At 66.6% G+C, this 19,025-nt stretch carries 19 protein-coding genes, 2 tRNA genes and 1 pseudogene; 11 read left to right on the top strand and 11 right to left on the bottom strand.

The window, feature by feature from the left end:
• Positions 1-1,284 precede the first annotated feature (1,284 nt).
• Complete coding sequence (locus ABN273_RS52030) at positions 1,285-2,031, bottom strand: HAD family hydrolase (RefSeq protein WP_349457148.1); 747 nt, start codon at positions 2,029-2,031, stop codon at positions 1,285-1,287.
• Positions 2,032-2,165: 134 nt separating this feature from the next.
• Positions 2,166-2,238 (bottom strand) — tRNA-Arg (locus tag ABN273_RS52025).
• Positions 2,239-3,063: 825 nt separating this feature from the next.
• Between ABN273_RS52025 and ABN273_RS52020 the strand changes: the two genes are divergently transcribed.
• The gene (locus ABN273_RS52020; protein WP_349457147.1) at positions 3,064-4,086 is read left to right on the top strand and encodes a D-alanyl-D-alanine carboxypeptidase family protein; all 1,023 of its coding nucleotides are present in this window, start codon (positions 3,064-3,066) and stop codon (positions 4,084-4,086) included.
• Between the two features lie 2 nt (positions 4,087-4,088).
• On the opposite strand, the gene mscL is transcribed toward ABN273_RS52020, so the two are convergent.
• The 6 genes from mscL to ABN273_RS51990 form a co-directional block, all read right to left on the bottom strand.
• Complete coding sequence (gene mscL, locus ABN273_RS52015; RefSeq protein WP_349457145.1) at positions 4,089-4,481, bottom strand: large conductance mechanosensitive channel protein MscL; 393 nt, start codon at positions 4,479-4,481, stop codon at positions 4,089-4,091.
• Between the two features lie 21 nt (positions 4,482-4,502).
• Positions 4,503-5,090 (bottom strand): RcpC/CpaB family pilus assembly protein, encoded by a 588-nt coding sequence (locus ABN273_RS52010; protein WP_349457144.1) that lies wholly within the window; start codon positions 5,088-5,090, stop codon positions 4,503-4,505.
• The gene (locus tag ABN273_RS52005; RefSeq protein ID WP_349457143.1) at positions 5,087-5,893 is read right to left on the bottom strand and encodes an S-methyl-5'-thioadenosine phosphorylase; all 807 of its coding nucleotides are present in this window, start codon (positions 5,891-5,893) and stop codon (positions 5,087-5,089) included. The genes ABN273_RS52010 and ABN273_RS52005 overlap by 4 nt, the downstream gene beginning before the upstream one ends.
• 99 nt (positions 5,894-5,992) lie before the next feature.
• A complete protein-coding gene (locus ABN273_RS52000; protein ID WP_349457142.1) occupies positions 5,993-6,295 on the bottom strand; it encodes an FmdB family zinc ribbon protein in 303 nt (100 codons plus the stop codon).
• 67 nt (positions 6,296-6,362) lie between these two features.
• Entirely contained in the window at positions 6,363-7,868 is a 1,506-nt protein-coding gene (locus ABN273_RS51995; protein ID WP_349457141.1) for a potassium/proton antiporter, read from the bottom strand.
• A 23-nt stretch (positions 7,869-7,891) separates the two neighbouring features.
• Complete coding sequence (locus ABN273_RS51990; protein WP_349457140.1) at positions 7,892-8,461, bottom strand: 5-formyltetrahydrofolate cyclo-ligase; 570 nt, start codon at positions 8,459-8,461, stop codon at positions 7,892-7,894.
• A 24-nt stretch (positions 8,462-8,485) separates the two neighbouring features.
• Between ABN273_RS51990 and galU the strand changes: the two genes are divergently transcribed.
• From galU to ABN273_RS51955, 7 genes are all read left to right on the top strand, one after another.
• Positions 8,486-9,388: a UTP--glucose-1-phosphate uridylyltransferase GalU gene (gene galU / locus ABN273_RS51985; protein WP_349457139.1), complete on the top strand. Its 903-nt coding sequence runs from the start codon at positions 8,486-8,488 to the stop codon at positions 9,386-9,388.
• A complete protein-coding gene (gene glp / locus ABN273_RS51980) occupies positions 9,375-10,562 on the top strand; it encodes a molybdotransferase-like divisome protein Glp (protein ID WP_349457138.1) in 1,188 nt (395 codons plus the stop codon). Before galU ends, glp begins: the two co-directional genes overlap by 14 nt.
• A gap of 32 nt (positions 10,563-10,594) precedes the next feature.
• Entirely contained in the window at positions 10,595-11,080 is a 486-nt protein-coding gene (gene moaC / locus ABN273_RS51975) for a cyclic pyranopterin monophosphate synthase MoaC (RefSeq protein WP_349457136.1), read from the top strand.
• Positions 11,080-11,559: a MogA/MoaB family molybdenum cofactor biosynthesis protein gene (locus ABN273_RS51970; RefSeq protein WP_349457174.1), complete on the top strand. Its 480-nt coding sequence runs from the start codon at positions 11,080-11,082 to the stop codon at positions 11,557-11,559. Before moaC ends, ABN273_RS51970 begins: the two co-directional genes overlap by 1 nt.
• Before the next feature lie 46 nt (positions 11,560-11,605).
• Positions 11,606-12,259: a GNAT family N-acetyltransferase gene (locus ABN273_RS51965; protein ID WP_349457173.1), complete on the top strand. Its 654-nt coding sequence runs from the start codon at positions 11,606-11,608 to the stop codon at positions 12,257-12,259.
• A gap of 124 nt (positions 12,260-12,383) precedes the next feature.
• Positions 12,384-12,962 carry a divisome protein SepX/GlpR gene (gene sepX, locus ABN273_RS51960; protein WP_349457135.1) on the top strand — a complete coding sequence of 193 codons (579 nt, stop codon included), beginning with the start codon at positions 12,384-12,386 and terminating at the stop codon, positions 12,960-12,962.
• A 49-nt stretch (positions 12,963-13,011) separates the two neighbouring features.
• A tRNA-Ala gene (locus tag ABN273_RS51955) sits at positions 13,012-13,088 on the top strand.
• Positions 13,089-13,190: 102 nt separating this feature from the next.
• Here the strand turns inward: ABN273_RS51955 and ABN273_RS51950 are convergent.
• Positions 13,191-13,598, bottom strand: a complete 408-nt coding sequence (locus ABN273_RS51950) for a site-specific integrase (protein WP_349457134.1) — start codon at positions 13,596-13,598, stop codon at positions 13,191-13,193.
• Positions 13,599-13,873: 275 nt separating this feature from the next.
• Here ABN273_RS51950 and ABN273_RS51945 point away from each other — a divergent pair, with 275 nt between their 5' ends.
• Entirely contained in the window at positions 13,874-14,779 is a 906-nt protein-coding gene (locus ABN273_RS51945; RefSeq protein ID WP_349457133.1) for an NADP-dependent oxidoreductase, read from the top strand.
• 383 nt (positions 14,780-15,162) lie between these two features.
• On the opposite strand, the gene ABN273_RS51940 is transcribed toward ABN273_RS51945, so the two are convergent.
• Complete coding sequence (locus tag ABN273_RS51940; RefSeq protein ID WP_349457132.1) at positions 15,163-16,131, bottom strand: GlxA family transcriptional regulator; 969 nt, start codon at positions 16,129-16,131, stop codon at positions 15,163-15,165.
• A 96-nt stretch (positions 16,132-16,227) separates the two neighbouring features.
• Here ABN273_RS51940 and ABN273_RS51935 point away from each other — a divergent pair, with 96 nt between their 5' ends.
• The gene (locus tag ABN273_RS51935) at positions 16,228-17,082 is read left to right on the top strand and encodes a dienelactone hydrolase family protein (RefSeq protein WP_349457131.1); all 855 of its coding nucleotides are present in this window, start codon (positions 16,228-16,230) and stop codon (positions 17,080-17,082) included.
• A 219-nt stretch (positions 17,083-17,301) separates the two neighbouring features.
• Here the strand turns inward: ABN273_RS51935 and ABN273_RS51930 are convergent.
• Positions 17,302-17,754: pseudogene (locus tag ABN273_RS51930) on the bottom strand (tyrosine-type recombinase/integrase); the annotation flags it as partial.
• Positions 17,755-18,463: 709 nt separating this feature from the next.
• On the opposite strand from ABN273_RS51930, the gene ABN273_RS51925 reads away from it, so the two are divergent.
• Complete coding sequence (locus ABN273_RS51925) at positions 18,464-18,952, top strand: HIT family protein (protein WP_349457130.1); 489 nt, start codon at positions 18,464-18,466, stop codon at positions 18,950-18,952.
• Positions 18,953-19,025: the final 73 nt, after the last annotated feature.

Genomic DNA, 19,025 nt, shown 5'->3' with positions numbered 1-19,025 from the left:
TATGCGCTTATTTCCTCGCGGTGGCATGGGGAGCAAGAAATCGTCACTGTTCGTTCTATAGGCTTGACACTCCCGATACGATGAGAAGGAGTCTAGCCTGGGGGTGTCATCGTGAAGAAGGGCTTAGTATTGCTGTTGGTTGGCATGGTGGCAATTAGCTCTGGATGCCAAGGCAATGATGAAGCCGGATCTTCATTGAAAGAGTGCTACAAGAAAGATAGTCGTGAGAGCGAGCAGCTCGCCAGAGAGATAGGACCCCTGTTGGCGCCAGATGAGCGGTCAACGCTCTATGAAGGTAGTGCCTGCGATTCCGCGCCAGAGGGAGGTGCATACGTATCCTACATTCTAGACTCTGACGTCTCCCCAAAAATATTTCTGAAGAAGTTCTATTCCGCTGGATGGGTCGATTGGCCACAGGCTTTAGAGACTTGCCCAGACTCCTGTATCGCAGGGGTGAGCAAGAAAATCAAGGGCCGACGCATTGAGGTGACAGTAGAGGAATCAGACAAAGGCTCCCGTACACTCGACGCCTCATTCATTGATTAAGGATATTACTCGTACAGCGTCTCAATGAGGCGATCTTGAGAAAGTAATTCGAGCTATCGAAGGTTTCTTGGATATCATTCTCGACATCTCCCACGCACCGGTTCCTACGTTTGCCCGGTTGCTGCAGGATGAACGCCTACGGCTCGGCACCTAGTGGGAGTTTAGTCCTGTCTGATCCCGGGTTCAGGTGCCGCGCCACGTGGGGGTGGATTCGCCGGCGAGACGGCGGGCCATGAGGTCGATCATGGCGATGTGGATCTCCCCAAGCAGGCCCGACTCACGCTGGTCTCGTTTGCGCTCGGACTGGCCTTGGTCGTAGCCTCCGTCATTACCGAGGGCAACTGGGGAGCGGGCTATCAATACGCTTCAGCAGCTACCTTTGTCCTCGCCTGGGAAGCTATCCGTTTCGGGGTCTGGAAGAGTCCAGATGAGGAAAAGCGGTGGGCACGTGCTGCATTGATTGACACTGGCAAGGTAATGGGTGTGCTCTTGAGCGTCGCCGCAGGCGCCCTCGTTACGCAGCTCAATGAGGCTGTCGAACAAAGCGCCCGAACAGCGTCTAGCTTGGGGCGATCGGACCGAATCATTGCTGAATGCTCGCCTGCGCTGCATTCCGAGCTCGAATGCAGACCTACCGCCGGGATCATCCGTCACGCATCCCGCAGTCTCCTCGATCATGCGAGCTCCGCAGCCGGAGCGCCGGCCGATTCGCACGAGTAAAGCGGCATAGCTCAACGCCTATCTCGACATGTGCCTATCGCGGATGATGGCGATTGCGTCTACAGTATCGGCCACCACGTGGTCAGCTTGGTGTTCGTGCCCCGGCCAGGTTCCCCGATCGATCCAGATCGTACGAAGTCCGGCCGTCTGCGCTCCTTGGATGTCGGCGATGAGGTTGTCGCCGACCATCCATCCGCCCTCGGCGAGGTTGGTTCCGCAGCGTTGAGCCGCGATCTCGAAAAGGCCGCTCTCACGCTTCCGGATGCCCTCGACCCCCGAAACGGCGTAGCCGTCGACCGCATCGGCCAGACCGGTACTACGGAGCTTGCCAAGTTGGTTGTCCGCCATGCCGTTGGTGACGATCCCTACCCGCCATCCGGCGCCCCGCAGGTCGGCTAAGCCCGCTAGAACACCCGGGTAGCACTGCACGAGGTGAGGCATGCGTCGGCGGTAGTCGGCCCATAGCTCCTCGACCGGCTCGGTCAGAGCGAAGCGTTCGCGGACCTTACTGAAGAACACCTCGCGATGTGGGCGCGCATCCCGATCTTGGGAGATAAGCCACGCGAGCCCCTCGGGCGCCAAGTGCAGTCGCTCCGCGAACTCTTCGGCCCACCGGCGGAACGCGGCATCGAGGTCAATGAGCGTTCGGTCAAGGTCAAAGAGGGCAAGGCGCTGCACGTCGTCGATCTTAGAGACGAGTGGCTCGATAGCGACAGCCTGGCCCTGAACTGAAGCGCCGACCTCGGGGAATGCCTTCAAGATCATCCCCCACATGTCCCCAGAACGCTGTCCTACGGCTGCGTTCGACAACTCTTGGTGGCCTACCGAGGGTCTGGAGAGCAAAAGACCTGCGGCAGCGAAACCGCAGGTCAGAGGCCAAAACGCCTGGTGGAGATGAGTGCCCCCGGCAGGATTCGAACCTGCGGCACCCGCTTTAGGAGAGCGGTGCTCTATCCCCTGAGCTACGGAGGCGGACTCTCGTAAGCCTAGCGAAAGTCTGGCACTGCGTGGGACGTAGGGCCGGGGTCAGTTTGGTCGGGTTGGTTATGGGTGCTCTGAGCTGCGGTAAAGGCATGACAAGTGATCAGAATCTGGCGCATCCCGCGTGGATAGCGTCTGCCTGTGACCACGAGGCAATGCAAGCAAGCGCGGCGGCGGCCCGTCGTGCTGTTCGGGGCGTTGTTGGCGCCGGCGATCCTGGCCGGGGGGTTGTTGGCGGGGGAGATGCGGGGGTTTGAGCAGGGTAGCGAGGGGCGTGTGGTGATGCGGGAGGAGGGGGGGAGGGTCGGGTTCGGGCCGGTGTTGATGCGGGCGCCGGCGCATCCGGATCGGGTGTATGGAGGTGGCGTGCCGGGGCCTGTGCGGGTGGTGTCGCCGTCGCGGGTGGCGGCTGCTCCTCCTGCTGTCGCGACGGAAGAGCCCAGGTATGAGGAGCCTGTTACGCCGGCTCCTGCGCGGACGGAGGTTGGCGGGTGTCCGGGGGAGTGGGCGGACACCTGGTTGTGGGACATGTGTCTCGAGAGGGAGCGGCAGGCGGCGGGGATGGAGATTGAGATGCCCGATCTCTGAGGTGGCGTGCGGTGGTGGCGCTTCCGAGCGGTGAATGTGGGAGCTGTGCGGACAGAGTGGGTTTTTTGTCTCATAACAGCTCTCCCGAGTTCGGCTCGGGCACTCGGGGGGCTGTAGTAACGTGCGTGCCTGACCAGGGTAACGAGTTTGCAAACGGAGGAGTCGAACGTGCCAGCCCCTCGATCAGCGGGTCTGATCGCGGTAGTCATGGCGGTGGCTTCTCTTTTCGTGCCTTCCGGGCAGGGGCGCGCGCAGGCACAGGTCGTACGGGTGCAGGAGAAGCCGGATCCCGGCAGCCTCACCGCGCTGCGGAAAGAGGCCGAGCGGTCGGCCAAGGAGCTTGAGGATGCCACCAAGGCCCTGGAGAAGCGGCGGGCGGACATCGCCGCCTCCGACAAACAGCTGAAGGAGAAGCTGGCGGCGCTGCAGGAGCTGGAGCGGCGGGTGGCGGTGATGCGGCAGCCTGTGTCGCAGATGGCCGAGTTGCTGTACGAGCAGCCGCTCCTGGCGGACGGGATCGTGCCGTTCCTGTCCGGGAACGCGGACGAGAACACGCTGCGGGCGCTCAGCGACGTGACGCAGATCGTTTCCGCACGCCAGCAGGTCGTCGAGCAGACCAGTGCGCTCTACAAGGAGGCGGAGCGGCTGGCCGGCGAGGCGCAGGAGCTCCGGGCCGGGAACCTGCTGGCCGAGGCGCAGCTGGCGGCCGAGGTGGACACGCTTCGGGCGCGGTCGGACAAGATCGTGAAGTCTCTGACGGCGGCGCTCGTGAAAATGGGGATCAAGGTTGACAAGGTCGGGCGGGCGGCGCTGGGGTGCAATCCGCTGCGGGCCGCGACGGCCGGTGACTATCCCAATGGTCTGATTCCCAAGAGCATGCTCTGCCCGTTGCAGCAGAAGGGGTTCAGCCTGCGCGCCGATGCCACCATCGCCTTCGTGAGCCTGAACGAGGCCTATCGGCGACGGTTCGGGAAGAACGTATGCGTCACCGACGCCTATCGGAGCCTGGCTGAGCAGCAGTCGGTCTACTACCGGCGGCCGGGGTTCGCCGCCGTGCCCGGGCGGAGCAACCATGGGCTCGGGCTAGCTGTGGACCTGTGTGGTGGGGTGGAGAGGTCCGGGTCCGCGGAGTTCGTCTGGATGGAGAAGAACTCCAAGAAGTATGGGTGGTTCCATCCCTCCTGGGCCTACACCGGCCCGTTCGAGCCGTGGCACTGGGAGTATGACCCGAAGAGCAGCTCTCTGCTCTAGGCCTATGCCACCTGCGCGGTGCAGAAGGCGCAGCGGGACGCGGCCTTCGGGATCGCCGACAGGCACTCGGGGCAGTCGCGGGTCTTCGACTCGACCTTGGCCGCGGCGCGGTCTCTGACATGTGTGTACGGCCTCACCACCAGGAAGTAGACCACCGCGGCGACCATCAGGAATGAGATGACCGCGTTGACGAAGTGGCCGTACATGAAGTTGGAGCGGCCCACCGTGACCTTGAGCGAGGAGAAGTCGGGCAGACCCCCGAACGCCGAGATCAGCGGCGTGAGGAGGTCGGCCACGAACGACTGCACGATCGAGGTGAAGGCCGCGCCGATGACGACCGCCACGGCCAGGTCGATGACGTTTCCCTGCATGAGGAACTTCTTGAATCCGTTCATGAAGGGATCGTAATCGATCGATTACGTTGAGTTAGGTTTGATCGTGATCGAGAGGTGGCCGGTGGTCTGGGCTGCCGCCAGGTCTGCTGCTTGGGTCGGGGTGGTCGCGAGCACCACTAAGGCGCCGTGGGTCTCGCTCGCGGTCTGGGGTGGGGGTGGGATGGTGATGACGCGCACGTCTTCGGCGGCGAGGCGGGCCGGCTGGGCTTCCTCCCGCGTGGCCAGGACGGTGATCGTGGCGCCGGGGGAGAGGAGTTTCGCGGCGGCCGCGTCGGCTATGCGCACGGGCGTGGCGACCATGCCGGGCGGGAGGCGGAACGACTGGAGGAGGCGGACGTCGGTCAGCGGCTCGCCCTTGCGCATGGGGCTCGCCAGGATCCGGCCCGCCGCGGCTGCGCGTACGGCGCCGGTGGGTGGGTGGTTGAGCGCGGCGGGGGTCAGGTCGCCCGGGCTGAGGGGGCCGGGGGACAGGTCGCGGGTCGCCACCAGGACCGTCGGCGCAGGCGTGGGGCGGGTGGCGACAAAAGCGGACATGACGGCGAGCGCGGCCAGCGCCGCCGCGATGAGGCGGCGACGGCGGCCGTAGCGGGTCAGCCAGGACTGGATCACGGCAGCTCGAAGGGGAGCTTGATCCCGTCGAGGGTCGTGCCGCAGGGGCACGTGCGCTCCTCGGGAAGGGCTTGTACGGTCTCCGCCACCAGGGTGCGCATGCGCGTGACGTTTTGCGCGAAGAACTCGAGGACCTCGTCGTGTGTGACGCCCTGGCCGGCCTCCACCCCGGCGTCGTGGTCGGTCACCAGGGAGAGCGACGTGTAGCAGAGGGCCAGCTCGCGGGCCAGGACCGCCTCGGGGAAGCCGGTCATGCCGACGATCGACCAGCCGTTGCCGGCGAACCACTGTGACTCGGCGCGGGTCGAGAAGCGTGGGCCTTCGATGACCACCAGGGTGCCGCCGTCGACGGTCTCCCAGCCGGTGGAGCGGGCGATCTGCGCCGCGGTGGCGCGGCCTGACGGGCAGTAGGGGTCGGCGAAGGAGACGTGGACTGCGCCGTCTATGTCGTAATAAGTCTGGACGCGTCCTGAGGTGCGATCCACGAGCTGGTCAGGGATGACCATGGCGCCCGGGCCGTACTCCGCTCTGAGCGAGCCTACGGCGCTGGGCGCGAGCACCTGGCGGACGCCGAGTGAGCGCAGTGCCCAGAGGTTGGCACGATAGGGGATGCGGTGCGGCGGGAAACGATGATCTCGCCCGTGTCTGGGGATGAACGCGACCGAACGCGAGCCGATGCGTCCGACCGTGACGACATCGCTCGGGGGGCCGTAAGGCGTGGCGAGCTCGATCTCCTCCGCGTCGTCGAGCAGGGAGTAGAAGCCCGATCCGCCGATGACGCCGATGTCTGTGCGAGTGACCATGGCCGAGAGAGTAGCCGGATCGGCCGCGGGCCAGGGCGGCCCGAATCCCGTTCTGTGGATAACGCGCTTGTGGCCGCGCTGGGCGGCCACTCATCGAGATCAGCTCGAGGCTGCGGCGGGGGCGGCAGCAGGGGTGGACGAGCTCGTGTCGGCGGACTTGCTCTCCGAGGTCTTCGACGACGAGGACGACGAGGAGGAAGCAGTGGTGGAAGTCGAGGTCGAGGACGAGCGGTTGTCGGTCCGGTAGAAGCCCGAGCCCTTGAACACGATGCCGACGGCGGAGAAGACCTTCCGCAGGTTTCCCTCGCAGGCGGGGCAAACCGTCAGGGCATCGTCGGTGAACTTCTGAACGACCTCGAGCTGCTCGCCGCAGTCGTTGCAGGCGTACTGGTATGTCGGCACGCGCTCCTCCTTCAGGTCTGGCACTCGAGGGATGCGACTGCTAATGGTAACCGATTAGGTCAAACGCCTATTCCAGTCCCCGCTCGCCGTACCAACCGGCCAGCTTGCCGCTGCGGCTGACGGCGCGCAGCCGGCGCTCCACCTGGTCGCGGCAGGAGGCCGTGGTGACCAGCAGGAGCTGGTCGTCCGCCCTGATCCTGGTGTTGCCCGCGGGCACGAAGGACTTGCCGTCGCGGACGATCAGGGTGACCTGCGCGCCCGCGGGCAGTCGGAGCTCGAAGACCTCCACACCGTGCAGCTTCGAGCCGCCGGGCACCTTGACCTGCAGCAGGTCCGCCTTGAGCTCCTCCAGCGGCGCCGCCTCCACCTCGAGCTCGTGCGCCTCCCCAGGTGCGGCCACTCCGAGGAGCCGGGCCGCGTACGGCAGCGTCGGCCCCTGGAGCAGGGTGAACACGATGACGATCACGAAGACCTCGTTGAAGATCTCCTTGGAGCCTTCGACACCGGACGCCCACGGAATGGTCGCGAGCACGATCGGGATCGCGCCGCGCAGCCCCGCCCACGACAGGAACGCCTGCTCACGCCAGCTCACGCCGCCCATCCGCAGCGCCCACGCCATCAGCGAGCTCACCATGACGGACAGCGGCCGCGCCAGGAGCACGAGTACGGTGCCGGCGATCAGGCCGGGCACGATGGCCGACGGCATCTCGCCGGGGCTGGCCAGCAGACCGAGCATGACGAACAGCCCGATCTGCGCCAGCCACGCCGCACCCTCCGCGAACCCCCTGGTCGCCGCCCGGTGCGGCAGCCGCGAATTGCCAAGGATCAACGCCGTCAGGTAGACGGCCAGGAATCCCGAACCATGCAGCAGCACGGCGCCGCCGTACGAGACGAAAGTGAGGGACAGCACGGCGAGGGGATAGAGACCGGAGGCGGGGAGCGCGACGCGGCGCAGCGCATATGCGCCCGCCGGGCCGACGGCCAGGCCGACCGCGGCGCCGATGACCAGCTCGACCGAGGTCTCCAATAGGAACGTTCCCACGGTCGCGGACGAATGCGCCGCGCCGCTCAGCAGCACGACCGCGATCACCGTGGGCGCGTCGTTGAACCCGGACTCCGCCTCCAGCACGCCCGCCAGCCGCGGGGGCAGCGGCAGCCTGCGCAGCACGGAGAAGACGGCGGCGGCGTCCGTGGAGGCCAGCACCGCGCCGAGGATCAGCGCCGTCGTCCCGTCCATGCCGAGAAGTCCCTGTACGACCAGCGCCACCACCACAATGCTGACCGCCACGCCCGCGGTCGCCATCACCAGGGCAAGGGGGACGGAACGCCGCACATGGGACCAGTTCGTGGTGAGGCCGCCTTCGGCCAGGATCACTGCCAGCGCCGTGAGGCCGATCTGCTGGGCGAGCTGGGGGTTGTCGAAGGGGATCCCGAACCCGGCCTCGCCCAGGACCAGGCCGAATCCGAGGAACACCAGCAGACTGGGCAGGCCGGTGCGGTGCGCGAGGCGTACGGAGGCGATGGCCGCGATGACGATCGCGGCACCAAGGAGAAGCCAGACATCCAGCGTCATCTGGCCCCCTCTCGTACCTGCGTTCACATAAGACTAGTGAGTCCCTGTGGTGTCACGGCAAAACGGACGTGGCGGTCGTGCGGCTCCGCGGGGAGGCCGTCGATCAGCTCTCCGTCGTGGAGCAGCGCGACCGTCGGGACGTTGGGTCCCACCCTGGTCAAGGCACGATCGTACGAGCCGCCGCCGCGCCCCAGTCGGACGCCTGTCTTCCTGTCCACCGCCAGCGCGGGCACGATCACGAGTGCGGCGGTGCGGATGGCGTCGACGCCGCGGCGGGTGTCGACCGGCTCCATGATCCCGAAGCGGCCCGGGGCCAGCGAGTCGGGCCCGTCGTACACCGCCCAATCCAGGTCATAGTCCTCGCGCAGGACGGGGAGGATAACGGTGGCCCCATGTTTCCACAGAGCGAACACGAGCCCGTGCGTCTCCGGCTCCGACCCCGTTGACCAGTAGCAGGCCACGAGACCGGCCATCTGGACCCACGGCTGGTCGAGCAGTGTTTCGCGGACCTTGATGGCGTTTGAACGCAGTTGTTCGGGGGAGAGGGAGGCACGCGCGGAGCTCAGCTCGCGGCGCAGGTTCAGCTTGTCCACAGGTACCTCCACTAGGGTCTACTCATGGCTGACTTCGACCCTGTGACGAAAGCCGTCGTGCCCGCCGCGGGTCTGGGCACCCGGTTCCTCCCGGCGACCAAGGCGACACCGAAGGAGATGTTGCCCATCGTCGACAAGCCCGCGATCCAGTATGTCGTCGAGGAGGCCGCCTCGGCGGGGCTCCTCGATGTGCTCATGGTCACCGGCAAGAATAAACGGTCCATAGAGGATCACTTCGACCGCGCATTCGAGCTGGAGGAGGCCCTCGAGGCCAAGGGCGACGAGCACCGGCTGTCCCAGGTACGCGAGCCGGCCTCGCTGGCGACTCTCCACTACGTACGGCAGGGCGAGCCGAAGGGGCTCGGCCACGCGGTGCTCTGCGCCAAGCAGCACGTCGGCGACCACCCGTTCGCCTGTCTGCTCGGTGACGACCTGATCGACCGCCGCGACCTGCTGCTCAAGCGCATGATCGAGGTGCGCGACACGTTCGGGGGGAGCGTGATCGCGCTGATGGAGGTGCCCAAGGAGCAGGTCTCCCTGTACGGCGTCGCGACCATCGAGGCCACCGCCGAGGACGACGTCGTACGCGTGACCGACCTGGTGGAGAAGCCGCCGGCCGACGAGGCGCCGTCCAACTGGGCGATCATCGGGCGTTACGTGATCGATCCGGCGGTGTTCGAGGTGCTGGAGAACACGCCGCCGGGGCGCGGCGGCGAGATCCAGCTCACCGACGCGCTGCGGACGCTCGCCGCGCGTGGCACTTCGGAGGGCGGGCCGGTGCACGGTGTGCTGTTCAGAGGGCGCAGGTACGACACCGGCGACAAGCTCGACTATCTGCGGACGGTGGTGAAGTTCGCGGCGGATCGGGAGGATCTGGCGCCGGAGTTCGTGCCGTGGCTGCGGGAGTTTCTCGATGAAATCGGTTGACGAGCATCTGGCCGAGATCCTGGCCACCGTTCGTCCGCTGGCGCCGATCGAGCTCGAGCTGGAGCAGGCGCTGGGGGCGACGCTGGCCGAGGAGGTCTCGTCGCCGGTGCCGCTGCCGCCGTTCGACAACTCGGCCATGGACGGATATGCCGTCCGTGCCGCCGATGTATCGGATGTCCCGGTTACGCTGCCGGTGATCGACGACGTGGCGGCCGGATCCATGGAGCTGCGGGCCGTGGGGCCGGGGCATGCCGTGCGGATCATGACCGGCGCTCCCATGCCTGCCGGAGCCGACGCCGTGGTGCCGGTGGAGTGGACGGATGGCGGGACGGTCTCCGTACGGATCACGCGTCCGGCAACCGTCGGCAACGCGATCCGGCGGGCGGGGGAGGACGTGAAGGCCGGTGAAACCGTGCTCAAGCAGGGCACGGTGATCGGGCCTGCCCAGCTCGGGATCATCGCGGGAGTGGGGCGGCGGCGGGTCTGGGCGCGGCCCAGGCCCCGGGTCGTCGTCATCTCGACGGGCGCGGAGCTGGTCGAGCCGGGCGGCCCGCTGGCGCCCGGGCAGATCTGGGACTCCAATAGCTTCACGCTGACCGCGGCCGTACGCGAGGCGGGGGGCGAGGGGTTCCGGGCGGGGTCTGTCGGGGACGATCCGGTGGTGCTGCTCGATCGGCTCGACACGCATCTGGTGCGGGCCGATGCGATCATCACCAGCGGAGGCGTGTCCATGGGGGCGTACGAGCCGGTCAAGGAGGCTCTGTCGCCGCTGGGGACGGTTCGGTTCGAGAAGGTGGCGATGCAGCCGGGGATGCCGCAGGGGTTCGGTGTGCTGGGGGAGGATCAGGTGCCGATCTTCGCGCTTCCCGGCAACCCGGTGTCGTCTTTCGTGTCTTTCATGCTGTTCGTACGTCCGGCGCTCGACAAGATGCGCGGGCTTCCCTCGGGTATGCCGGAGGCGGTGACCGCTCGCGTCACCGGGCCGTTGCGGTCGCCGGCGGGGCGCCGGTCGTTCCTGCGCGGTGTGCTGGCCTCCGACGGCACGGTGTCGCCGGTGCACGGGCAGGGCTCGCACCAGCTCGCCGCCCTGGCCTCGGCGAACGCGCTGATCGTGGTGGCCGAGGACGTGACCGAGGTGCCGGAGGGCTCTTCGGTGGAGGTGATCCCGCTGTGAGTGAGCGAAGCGAGCGGACCAATGAACACAGTGTGAGTGAGCAGGGTGGGCTGACCCATGTAGACGAGACCGGGGCCGCCCGCATGGTGGACGTTTCCGCCAAGGACGTGTCGGCCCGGACCGCCACGGCCACCGGGCGGGTGCTGCTGTCCGGCGAGGTCGTGTCGCTGCTGCGCTCTGGCGAGGTGCCCAAGGGGGACGCGCTGGGGGTGGCGCGGATCGCGGGGATCATGGGGGCGAAGCGCACGCCCGACCTGATCCCGCTCTGCCATCCGATCGCGCTGCACGGGGTCAAGGTCACGCTGGACGTCGAGGACTGGGGCGTGGCGATCACCTGCCGGGTGAAGACGGCCGACCGCACCGGGGTGGAGATGGAGGCGTTGACGGCGGTCTCGGTGGCGGCGCTGGCGCTGTTCGACATGGTCAAGGCGGTGGATCCGGGCGCGGTGATCACTGATGTGCGGGTGGAGGAGAAGCTGGGCGGCAAGACCGGCCGCTGGAGCAGGGAAGCGACGTGATGCGGGCGCTCGTGATCACCGTGTCGAACCGGGCGTCGGCCGGGATTTATGCCGATAAATCCGGTCCGCTCCTGGCTGACCTGCTGCGTAGTGATGCGGGCTGTGAGGTCGTGGACGGCCCTCTGGTGGTACCCGACGGCGAGGCGGTCGAAGGCGCCCTTCGTGGCGGGGTGGCGGACGGGTACGACGTCATCGTGACCACGGGGGGGACCGGGCTGACGCCCATGGACCTGACGCCGGAAATGACGGCCCGGGTGATTTCTCGGGAAATTCCCGGTATAGCGGAGGCCATTCGGCTGGCGAACCGGGAGAAGGTCCCCGCCTCCGTGCTGTCCAGAGGTCTGGCGGGTCAGGCGGGCAGCACGTTGATCGTGAATTTGCCCGGATCGTCCGGTGGCGTACGCGATGGCGTCGCCGTACTCGCGCCGATTCTCCAGCACGCGGTCGATCAGATCCGGGGCGGCGATCACCCGCGCTGACCTCGATTTCGTGATCCGTGGCGCCATCGTGCCCGATGGGGGGATGATGAGAGGTGTGGATCGACTTCGTGGCTGGCCGGCGACACTGAACGACGGTCCGGTGGGCCTCCGGCCGCTGCGGCTGAGCGATGTGCGCGTGTGGCGCGAGACGCGGCTGCGCAATGCCGACTGGCTACGTCCCTGGGAGCCGAGCAATCCCGAGACGCCGCTGTTCAGGACCGGCCTCGGACCCTACATCTCCATGGTCGGCACCCTCCGCCGTGAGGCCAGGCAGGGCCTGGCGATGCCGTGGGTGATCACGTACGGGGGGCGCTTCGCGGGGCAGCTGACCGTGGGCGCGATCGTGTGGGGGTCGGCCCGTTCCGCCCAGGTCGGCTACTGGATCGACGGCGCGCTGGCCGGGCAGGGCATCACCCCGACCGCCCTCGCCATGGCCGTTGACCACTGCTTTTTCACCACCGGGCTGCATCGGCTGGAAGCGAACATCCGTCCCGAGAACCAGGCCAGCCGTAGGGTGGTTGAGAAGCTCGGATTCCGGGAAGAAGGCATTCGGCGGCGCCAACTCCACATCGACGGGGCCTGGCGCGACCACATCTGCTACGCGTTGACCGTCGAGGACGTTCCTGGCGGGCTGCTCGTGCAGTGGCGTCGCGCGCGTGAGTCGGCAGCTCACGGAGGGTCTCCCGTCGAAGAGGTTTGACGATCTCGCGACACACCGCACCGAATGCTCGTCAATTAGTGACACGCGGTCTTACGGTGCGTGACGTGAGCACATTGAAGGCGCGACGAGCACACTCGCGTCTTTGTGCTGCCCGGAGGTGGTCGTGAGCAGCGTCCTCCTCTATCTGGCCATCGTCGTGATGTGGCTCTGCGTCCTGATCCCTATGTGGCTGCGCAGAGACAAGACCAACCTCGCTGAGCTGGCCGAACTCGAAGAGCACTACACCGGCGAGCACCAGCTTCCCGACCTCGACAACCTGGACCCTTCGGACGCGGACGAGGAGGACGGGGCCGAGGTGGAGAAGGTCGACGTGCGCCAGTTCCGCCTCCGGCGCCGCGCCATCATCGTGGCCCGCCGGCGTCGGCTCCTGTTCTTCACGGCCCTGCTGGTCCTGGCCTCGATCGTGACGGCCGCGGTCAAGATGATCCCGTGGTGGGGCGTGGCGCCGTCTGTCGTCATCACGTTTGCGTACATGGCCTTTCTTCGCATCGCCGTACAAGTGGACCGGGAACGGCGCGAACGCGCCCGCCGGCTGCGCCAGGAGCGCCTGCGTCGAACCCGGGAACAGCGGCGGGCCGCGGAGGAGGCCGCCCAGGCCGAGGTCATCGATCTCGCGGCGCTGCACGCGGACGTTCTGTTCGATCAGTACGCCGAGCCGCCCAAGCGGGCGGTGGGCGACTGAAAGGGTGGCGCGAGGACCCTCAGGAGTTTGCTAACCTAGTCGAGTCCTTGGGGATGTAGCGCAGTCCGGTAGCGCACTTCGTTCGCATCGAAGGGGTCAGGGGTTCGAATCCCCTCATCTCCACCAGGAAGTTGCAGGTGAGAAGGGTCTTTGGAGCAATCCAGAGGCCCTTTTCTCATGTCTGGAAGTCGATGGGAGCCAATCGGGGAGCCATCTCGGTCGCATTCTCTACCCGTGTCGGCTGTCGCCGAAGATGGTGTTCATCGTTTGGGCACCTTTGGTGATCACTGGTCTGAGCTGGTGCCGGTAGACCGCTTCTGTGACGCTGGTGCCCGCGTGCCCGACGAGATCGGCGATGGTCTCGATGGGTACGCCCTGGTCACTCATGATGGAGACGAACGAGTGACGTAGTTCTCGGGGACTCCAGGCGGTTCCGCGCCCCGCTTCCTTGGTGATCTTGCGGAATGCCCGCCGCACGTTCGAGGCGTTCAACGGGGTGCCGACGCTCGTGCAGAACACCAGTTGGTGATCTTGCCAAGCCTCGCCGGCCTTGAGCTTGAGGGCGGCTTGGCGGGTGTGGTGTTGCCGGAGAGCCCGTGCCGCCAGCTTAGGCAGCTCCAGCGTGCGCAGATGCACCCATCCGATCCGCCTCACGCCATGTAGTGCAACAACTCCACACTGTAAGCGGGGAAGTTCTGGCAGTGACTACCAGAATCAAGATCAACACCTGCACGCGGTTGCTTGCCGGGCTGGCTCGCCGACGCCCTCGGCGCCGAACGCGCTTTGCCGATGGCTGGCCGGACACACGCAGCCCTCGGGAGCCATCACCACACAGGGCGCCGGTCTGCCACCGGCACAAAGGGGGGCCATCGTTAATGTTGGACGCTCATCGGACACTTTGGGAGTTGAGTATGCGTGCTCTGCAGATCGACCACTTTGGAGATCTTGATGTGCTGGCGCTGGTCGACGTACCGGAACCGCAACCGGCCGATGGCGAGGTGCTGGTGCGGGTCATCGGCTCGGCCATCAATCCGGTTGATGACAAGACGCGGGAAGGGGCCATCGGTGAGGGCACGCCACCGTTGCCGATGACGCTGGGCTGGGAACTGGCGGGGATCGTCGTCAACCCAGGCATGAGCGGGCTGTCCGTCGGCGAGCGGGTGTTCGGCATGTCGCATCAGTTGGCGACCGGGCGCGGCTCATGGGCCGACCTCATCGCCATCCCGGCTGCCTCCATCGCCCAGGCACCCACGTCGGTCAGCCTGGTCGAGACGGCGACTCTGCCCCTGCCGGGACTGACCGCGTTGCAGACCCTGGACTGGCTGCAGGTCGGCCAGGGAGACAAGCTGCTGGTGGCAGGTGCGGCAGGAGCCGTCGGCGGACTCGCAGTGCAACTCGCGCGTGCTCGCGGAGCGCAGGTGGACGCGCTGGTGTCCAGACAAGCGCAGATCAAGGTGGTACAGGAACTGGGAGCCGACCACACCACCACCGACCGGACCACCCTGCCGGCGGGCGGCTACGACGCCATCTTCGACACCTTCGGCGCCTTTGTCACCGACGCCGTGGCCGATGGCGGCAGGTACGCCTCGATCGCCACTCAAGCCGGGCCCGTACCCGACCTGTCGCATCGTCGGGTACGCACCACGGTCAACCAGGTACGCGAAGACGGCCGCGGACTCGCCGAACTCGCCGCAGCCGTGGACGGCGGGCGACTGAAGATCCGGGTCGACGCGCAATACGCCGTGCAGAACATGAAAGCCGCGCACGAGCATTTCCAGCGGGGGAGCCTGAACGGGAAGATCGCGCTGATCTTTTGAACGGACCGTCCGGGAAACGATCAGCTCAAGGCGGGAAGCGATCTCCTCCACCTACGTCACGCCGCAGGTGGAGACCATTCGTAAACACCCCACCAGGGGCCGTTCTTGAGACGGCCGGACTGAGGTTGACGGGATCCCGTCTGATCTTGCGATCGGGCGGGATCTTGTCGTTTCAGGAGTTTCAGAATTGGGTTCGTCCTGGTTTGGGAGCCGCGGAGCAGGTGTCCGGGAAGGCCCGGGTGGTGGCCTGTTCCGGCCCGTGTGTGGCGTGCGGTCGATGTGCTCTGCTGGGATCTCGGGAATGTCGGCGGCGCCGTGGGCGAGCCACCCAGGCGGGCTGAGGTAGGCCATGTCGTGGCGGAACTAGGACTTCGGGGTCGGATTCAGTCAGCACGACGGAAGGCCGCGCGGTAGTCCCTTGGGCGTCGTCCGGTGTGTTTGGCGAAGAGGGCAGCGAACGTGCTGGGATCCCTGTACCCGACTGCGGCGGAGATGCCGGCGACGGTTCGGTTCGTGGTCTCAAGGAGGTGGCGGGCGCGACGGACACGCGATGACTGCAGGTACTCCAGCGGGCTCTGGCCGGTCTCGTGCGCGAAGCGCCGCAGCAGCGTCCGAGTGCTGACCTTGAACGTGTCCGACAACGCGGCGAGGTCGTATCGCGCGGCAAGGTTCTGGTCGAGCCGTCGCATGACCTTGTGGGAGAACTCGTTTCCGGGCTGCGGAAGAAGTCGCGCGTCCACGTATGGAGTCTGGGACGATCGCGCATCGTCGAGGAGCGCCACCCGCGCGGTTGTCCGTGCCACGCCGGCACCGCTGTGTTGGCGGATCAGATCCAGCGCGAAGTCGTACATGGCGCTGAAGGCCGCCGTCGTCGTCACCCCCGTGTCGGTGACGACCAGACACTCGGGTCGGACGTCAGCGTCCGGACAGCGTCGAGCCAGTTCGTCCGCGAGGAGCCAGGCTGTCGTAGCCCGGCGTCGGTTGAGGAGTCCAGCCTCGGCGAGCAGAAACGCACCGACGCAGATCGAGACGACGGCAGTGCCCCCAGCCGCGTGTGAGCGGATCGCCGCAATTTCAGCGGCGAGGGGTGCGAGCTTCGCGTCCACATCCAGGCTCGGCAGGAGCTCGAACCCTGGCACGACAAGGACATCTACCTCGCGCAGCGGAGAGACGTCCAATGCCGCACCACCCGATGCGGCGACCCGACGACGAGGCGAAACAATCGACACCTCGTATCCGGAGCCGTCCGGTCCGGCAACGTGCGTGGCCATCGTCAGGAGATCGGGTACGCCGAACACCTCGGACGCGAAGCAGCCTGGATAAGCCAGGACGCCAACCCGCAGCGTGCTCACGCTCGCCTCCTCACCACCGGCCTACGGCGAGATTACCCCCATACATGGCGATCTGGCCTCTCACCGTGTGCGGGGGCATTGGTCCACGCTGTCACCATGAGCGCTGCCAGCGGACGACTTGACGACATGATCACGGACTTCTCCCGCCGACTCGTGGACGTGGAGGGCGTGGAGAAGACGGTGTACACCGCGGGTTCCGGGCCAGCCGTCGTGTTGATGCCGGAGATGCCCGGCATCAGTCCTGACGTCCTTCGACTGGCGCGGTGGCTGCGGGATGCGGGCTTCACCGTCTATGTCCCCTCACTCTTCGGGATCGACGGTGCCTACCCCACGGTCGAGGGTGGTACGGAGGTCGTCCGCCGCGCGTGTGTCAGTGCCGAGTTCCGTGCGTTCGCCGGGGGCGGGACCAGCCCCGTCACGGCATGGCTACGTGGGCTCGCGCGCCAAGCCCATGCCGAATGCGGCGGTCCGGGAGTCGGCGCGATCGGACTGTGCTTCACCGGCAACTTCGCTCTCACCATGGCGCTTGAGCCAGCTGTCATCGCGCCGGTGGTCAACCACCCGTCGCTGCCGCTGGACGACCCTGCCGGACTCGAGATCAGCGACGAGGACGCGCACGGGGTCCGAGACCGCATCGCGCGCGACGGGCTGAAGGTTCTCGCCTACCGCTTCGACGACGACCGCTGGTGCACCGGCCAGCGCTTCGCCGCCTACCAGGCACTCCTCGGCGACGCCTTCGACGGTCGTGTTCTTTCGGGCAGTTCCGCGAACACCAGCCCGCCACCGTTCTTCGCCGACGTGGTCGGGACCCCCCACAGCGTTGTCACCGCCCACCTCGTCGATGAGGAAGGACATCCCACGCTGAAGGCCAGGGACGAGATCGTCGCCTTCCTGACCGACCGCTTGCGCCCGTTCGGACATTCCGAGACGGCGTCCGGGGTGCCAAGGTGATCGCTCACTGCTTGAGTGAGGCCGGGGCATATGCGCGGGGCATGTGCGCTCTTGGGCGTGACCAGGTCGCAGCGCCGCCACATCCTCCGGACGGCCGTGTTGCGGTTGGGGGCGGGACACAGCCAGGCGTCTTTCAGGGGGTGCAGGGCTCGACGGCGTGATGCGGGAAACGATAGTTTGGGCACCTTTGGTGATCACTGGTCTGAGCTGGTGCCGGTAGACCGCTTCTGTGACGCTGGTGCCCGCGTGCCCGACGAGATCGGCGATGGTCTCGATGGGCACGCCCTGATCACTCATGATGGACACGAACGAGTGACGTAGTTCGCGGGGACTCCAGGTGGTTCCGAGCCCCGCTTCCTTGGTGATCTTGCGGAACGCTCGCCGCACGTTCGGGGCGTCCAGTGGGGTCCCGACGCTCGTGCAGAACACCAGGTTGTGATCTTGCCATCCCTGGCCTGCCTTGAGCTTCTGTGCGGCTTGGCTGACGTGGTGCTGCCGGAGAGCCTCAGCCGCCAGCTTGGGCAACTCCAGCGTGCGGCGTGACTTGCGGGTCTTGGTGTGGACAACCCGGATATCCGGGCAGAAGCAGTCGTCATTTGGCTCGACAACCTCCAAGCGATCACCTATCGCGTTGCGCTCGGAAGGCGCGAGCCGCTTGAGCCGCGCACGCATCCCCTCCACCTGGCCGCGGACATCCTGCTGACCCGGCGCCTGCACCACGTCACGCGCCCGCAGCGGCTCGTTGGAGCTGGCCAGCAACACCACCGCGTCCTTACGCAATCCCCGCAGGGCCGGACGCTCCTGGGGGACCTCCGCGTGCCCGGCAGTTCCCGGGGCAATGCAGCCGCATCCGGACCGCCTTCGGTGGCCTTGCCGAGCTTCGCGTCGGCCGGCTCGTCGTCCGCCTCCAGCGCGATCAGTTCCTCGCGCGCGATGGACAGTCGTTCCAGGCGCCGCTGCGCCACGGCCAGCCGCTCCTGCAACTCCTCCATCCGCTTGGACAGCTCAGCGCATTGCTGCCGCGCGGCCTCCTCGACCCGACCCAGCTTCGTCAGTAGCGACGGCACCATCGCCTCCCTCGCGGCAGTCACCGGACCATCATTCTCACTCAACGCATAGCTGCAACTCCACGCTGTAGGCGTGAGGGGCCACGGTGATTCCGGACAGCCGTCTTATGGGCGTAGCCTATGCGGCTGTTTGGGTTGAAAGGGACTCGTTGAGAACTTCCAGGGGTGGCCGGTAGCCGAGCGCCGACCTGCGCGAGCACTACCGCCAACTCCGTCTCAGCCGGCCATGGCTCGATGCGGCCATGTGCTGGACCGTAGTGGTCCCAGGCAGGCCGATGTAGATCGGCGACTCGGAAGCAATAAGGTCAACAACCATGCTGAACGATTGGCGAGCCGACAGGATCGGTAGTGCCCGGCAAGGCCGAAATCCCACGGTGATGAAACGGCTCGACGCGAGCTTCGCGGTGATCGGCGACACCCAGTTCCTGCCGGGCTACTCCGTCCTGCTGGCAGACGACCCCAACGTGCAGCGGCTATCGGACCTGCCCCGCGCCAAGCGATTGGCCTTCCTGACCAGCATGGATCACCTCGGCGAGGCGGTTGAACAGGCCTGCCGCAGCCTGGACCCGGCGTTTCGGCGCGTGAACCTGGAAATCCTTGGAAACACCGACGCCTTCCTCCACGCGCATGTCTGGCCGCGCTACGAATGGGAGCCCGCCCACCTCGTCGGTTACCCGGTATGGCTGTACCCGCACGACCGCTGGAGCGACCAGCAATTCGCTCTTGGCCCACAACACGATGTCATGCATGAGCAATGCTTGAGATCTGTGGATCATCGGGAAAGGGGTGTACCTTCCCGATGATCATGTGATTCCACCAAGCATGACCGACGCGCCAACGTCGGTCGGGAAGGCACACCCGTGCTCACCGTAGTCC

The organism is Nonomuraea sp. B19D2, from assembly GCF_040137845.1.
Taxonomy (GTDB): Bacteria; Actinomycetota; Actinomycetes; order Streptosporangiales; family Streptosporangiaceae; genus Nonomuraea.
Note: the sequence above shows the minus strand (reverse complement) of the source record. Positions and strands in the feature narration are given on the sequence as shown.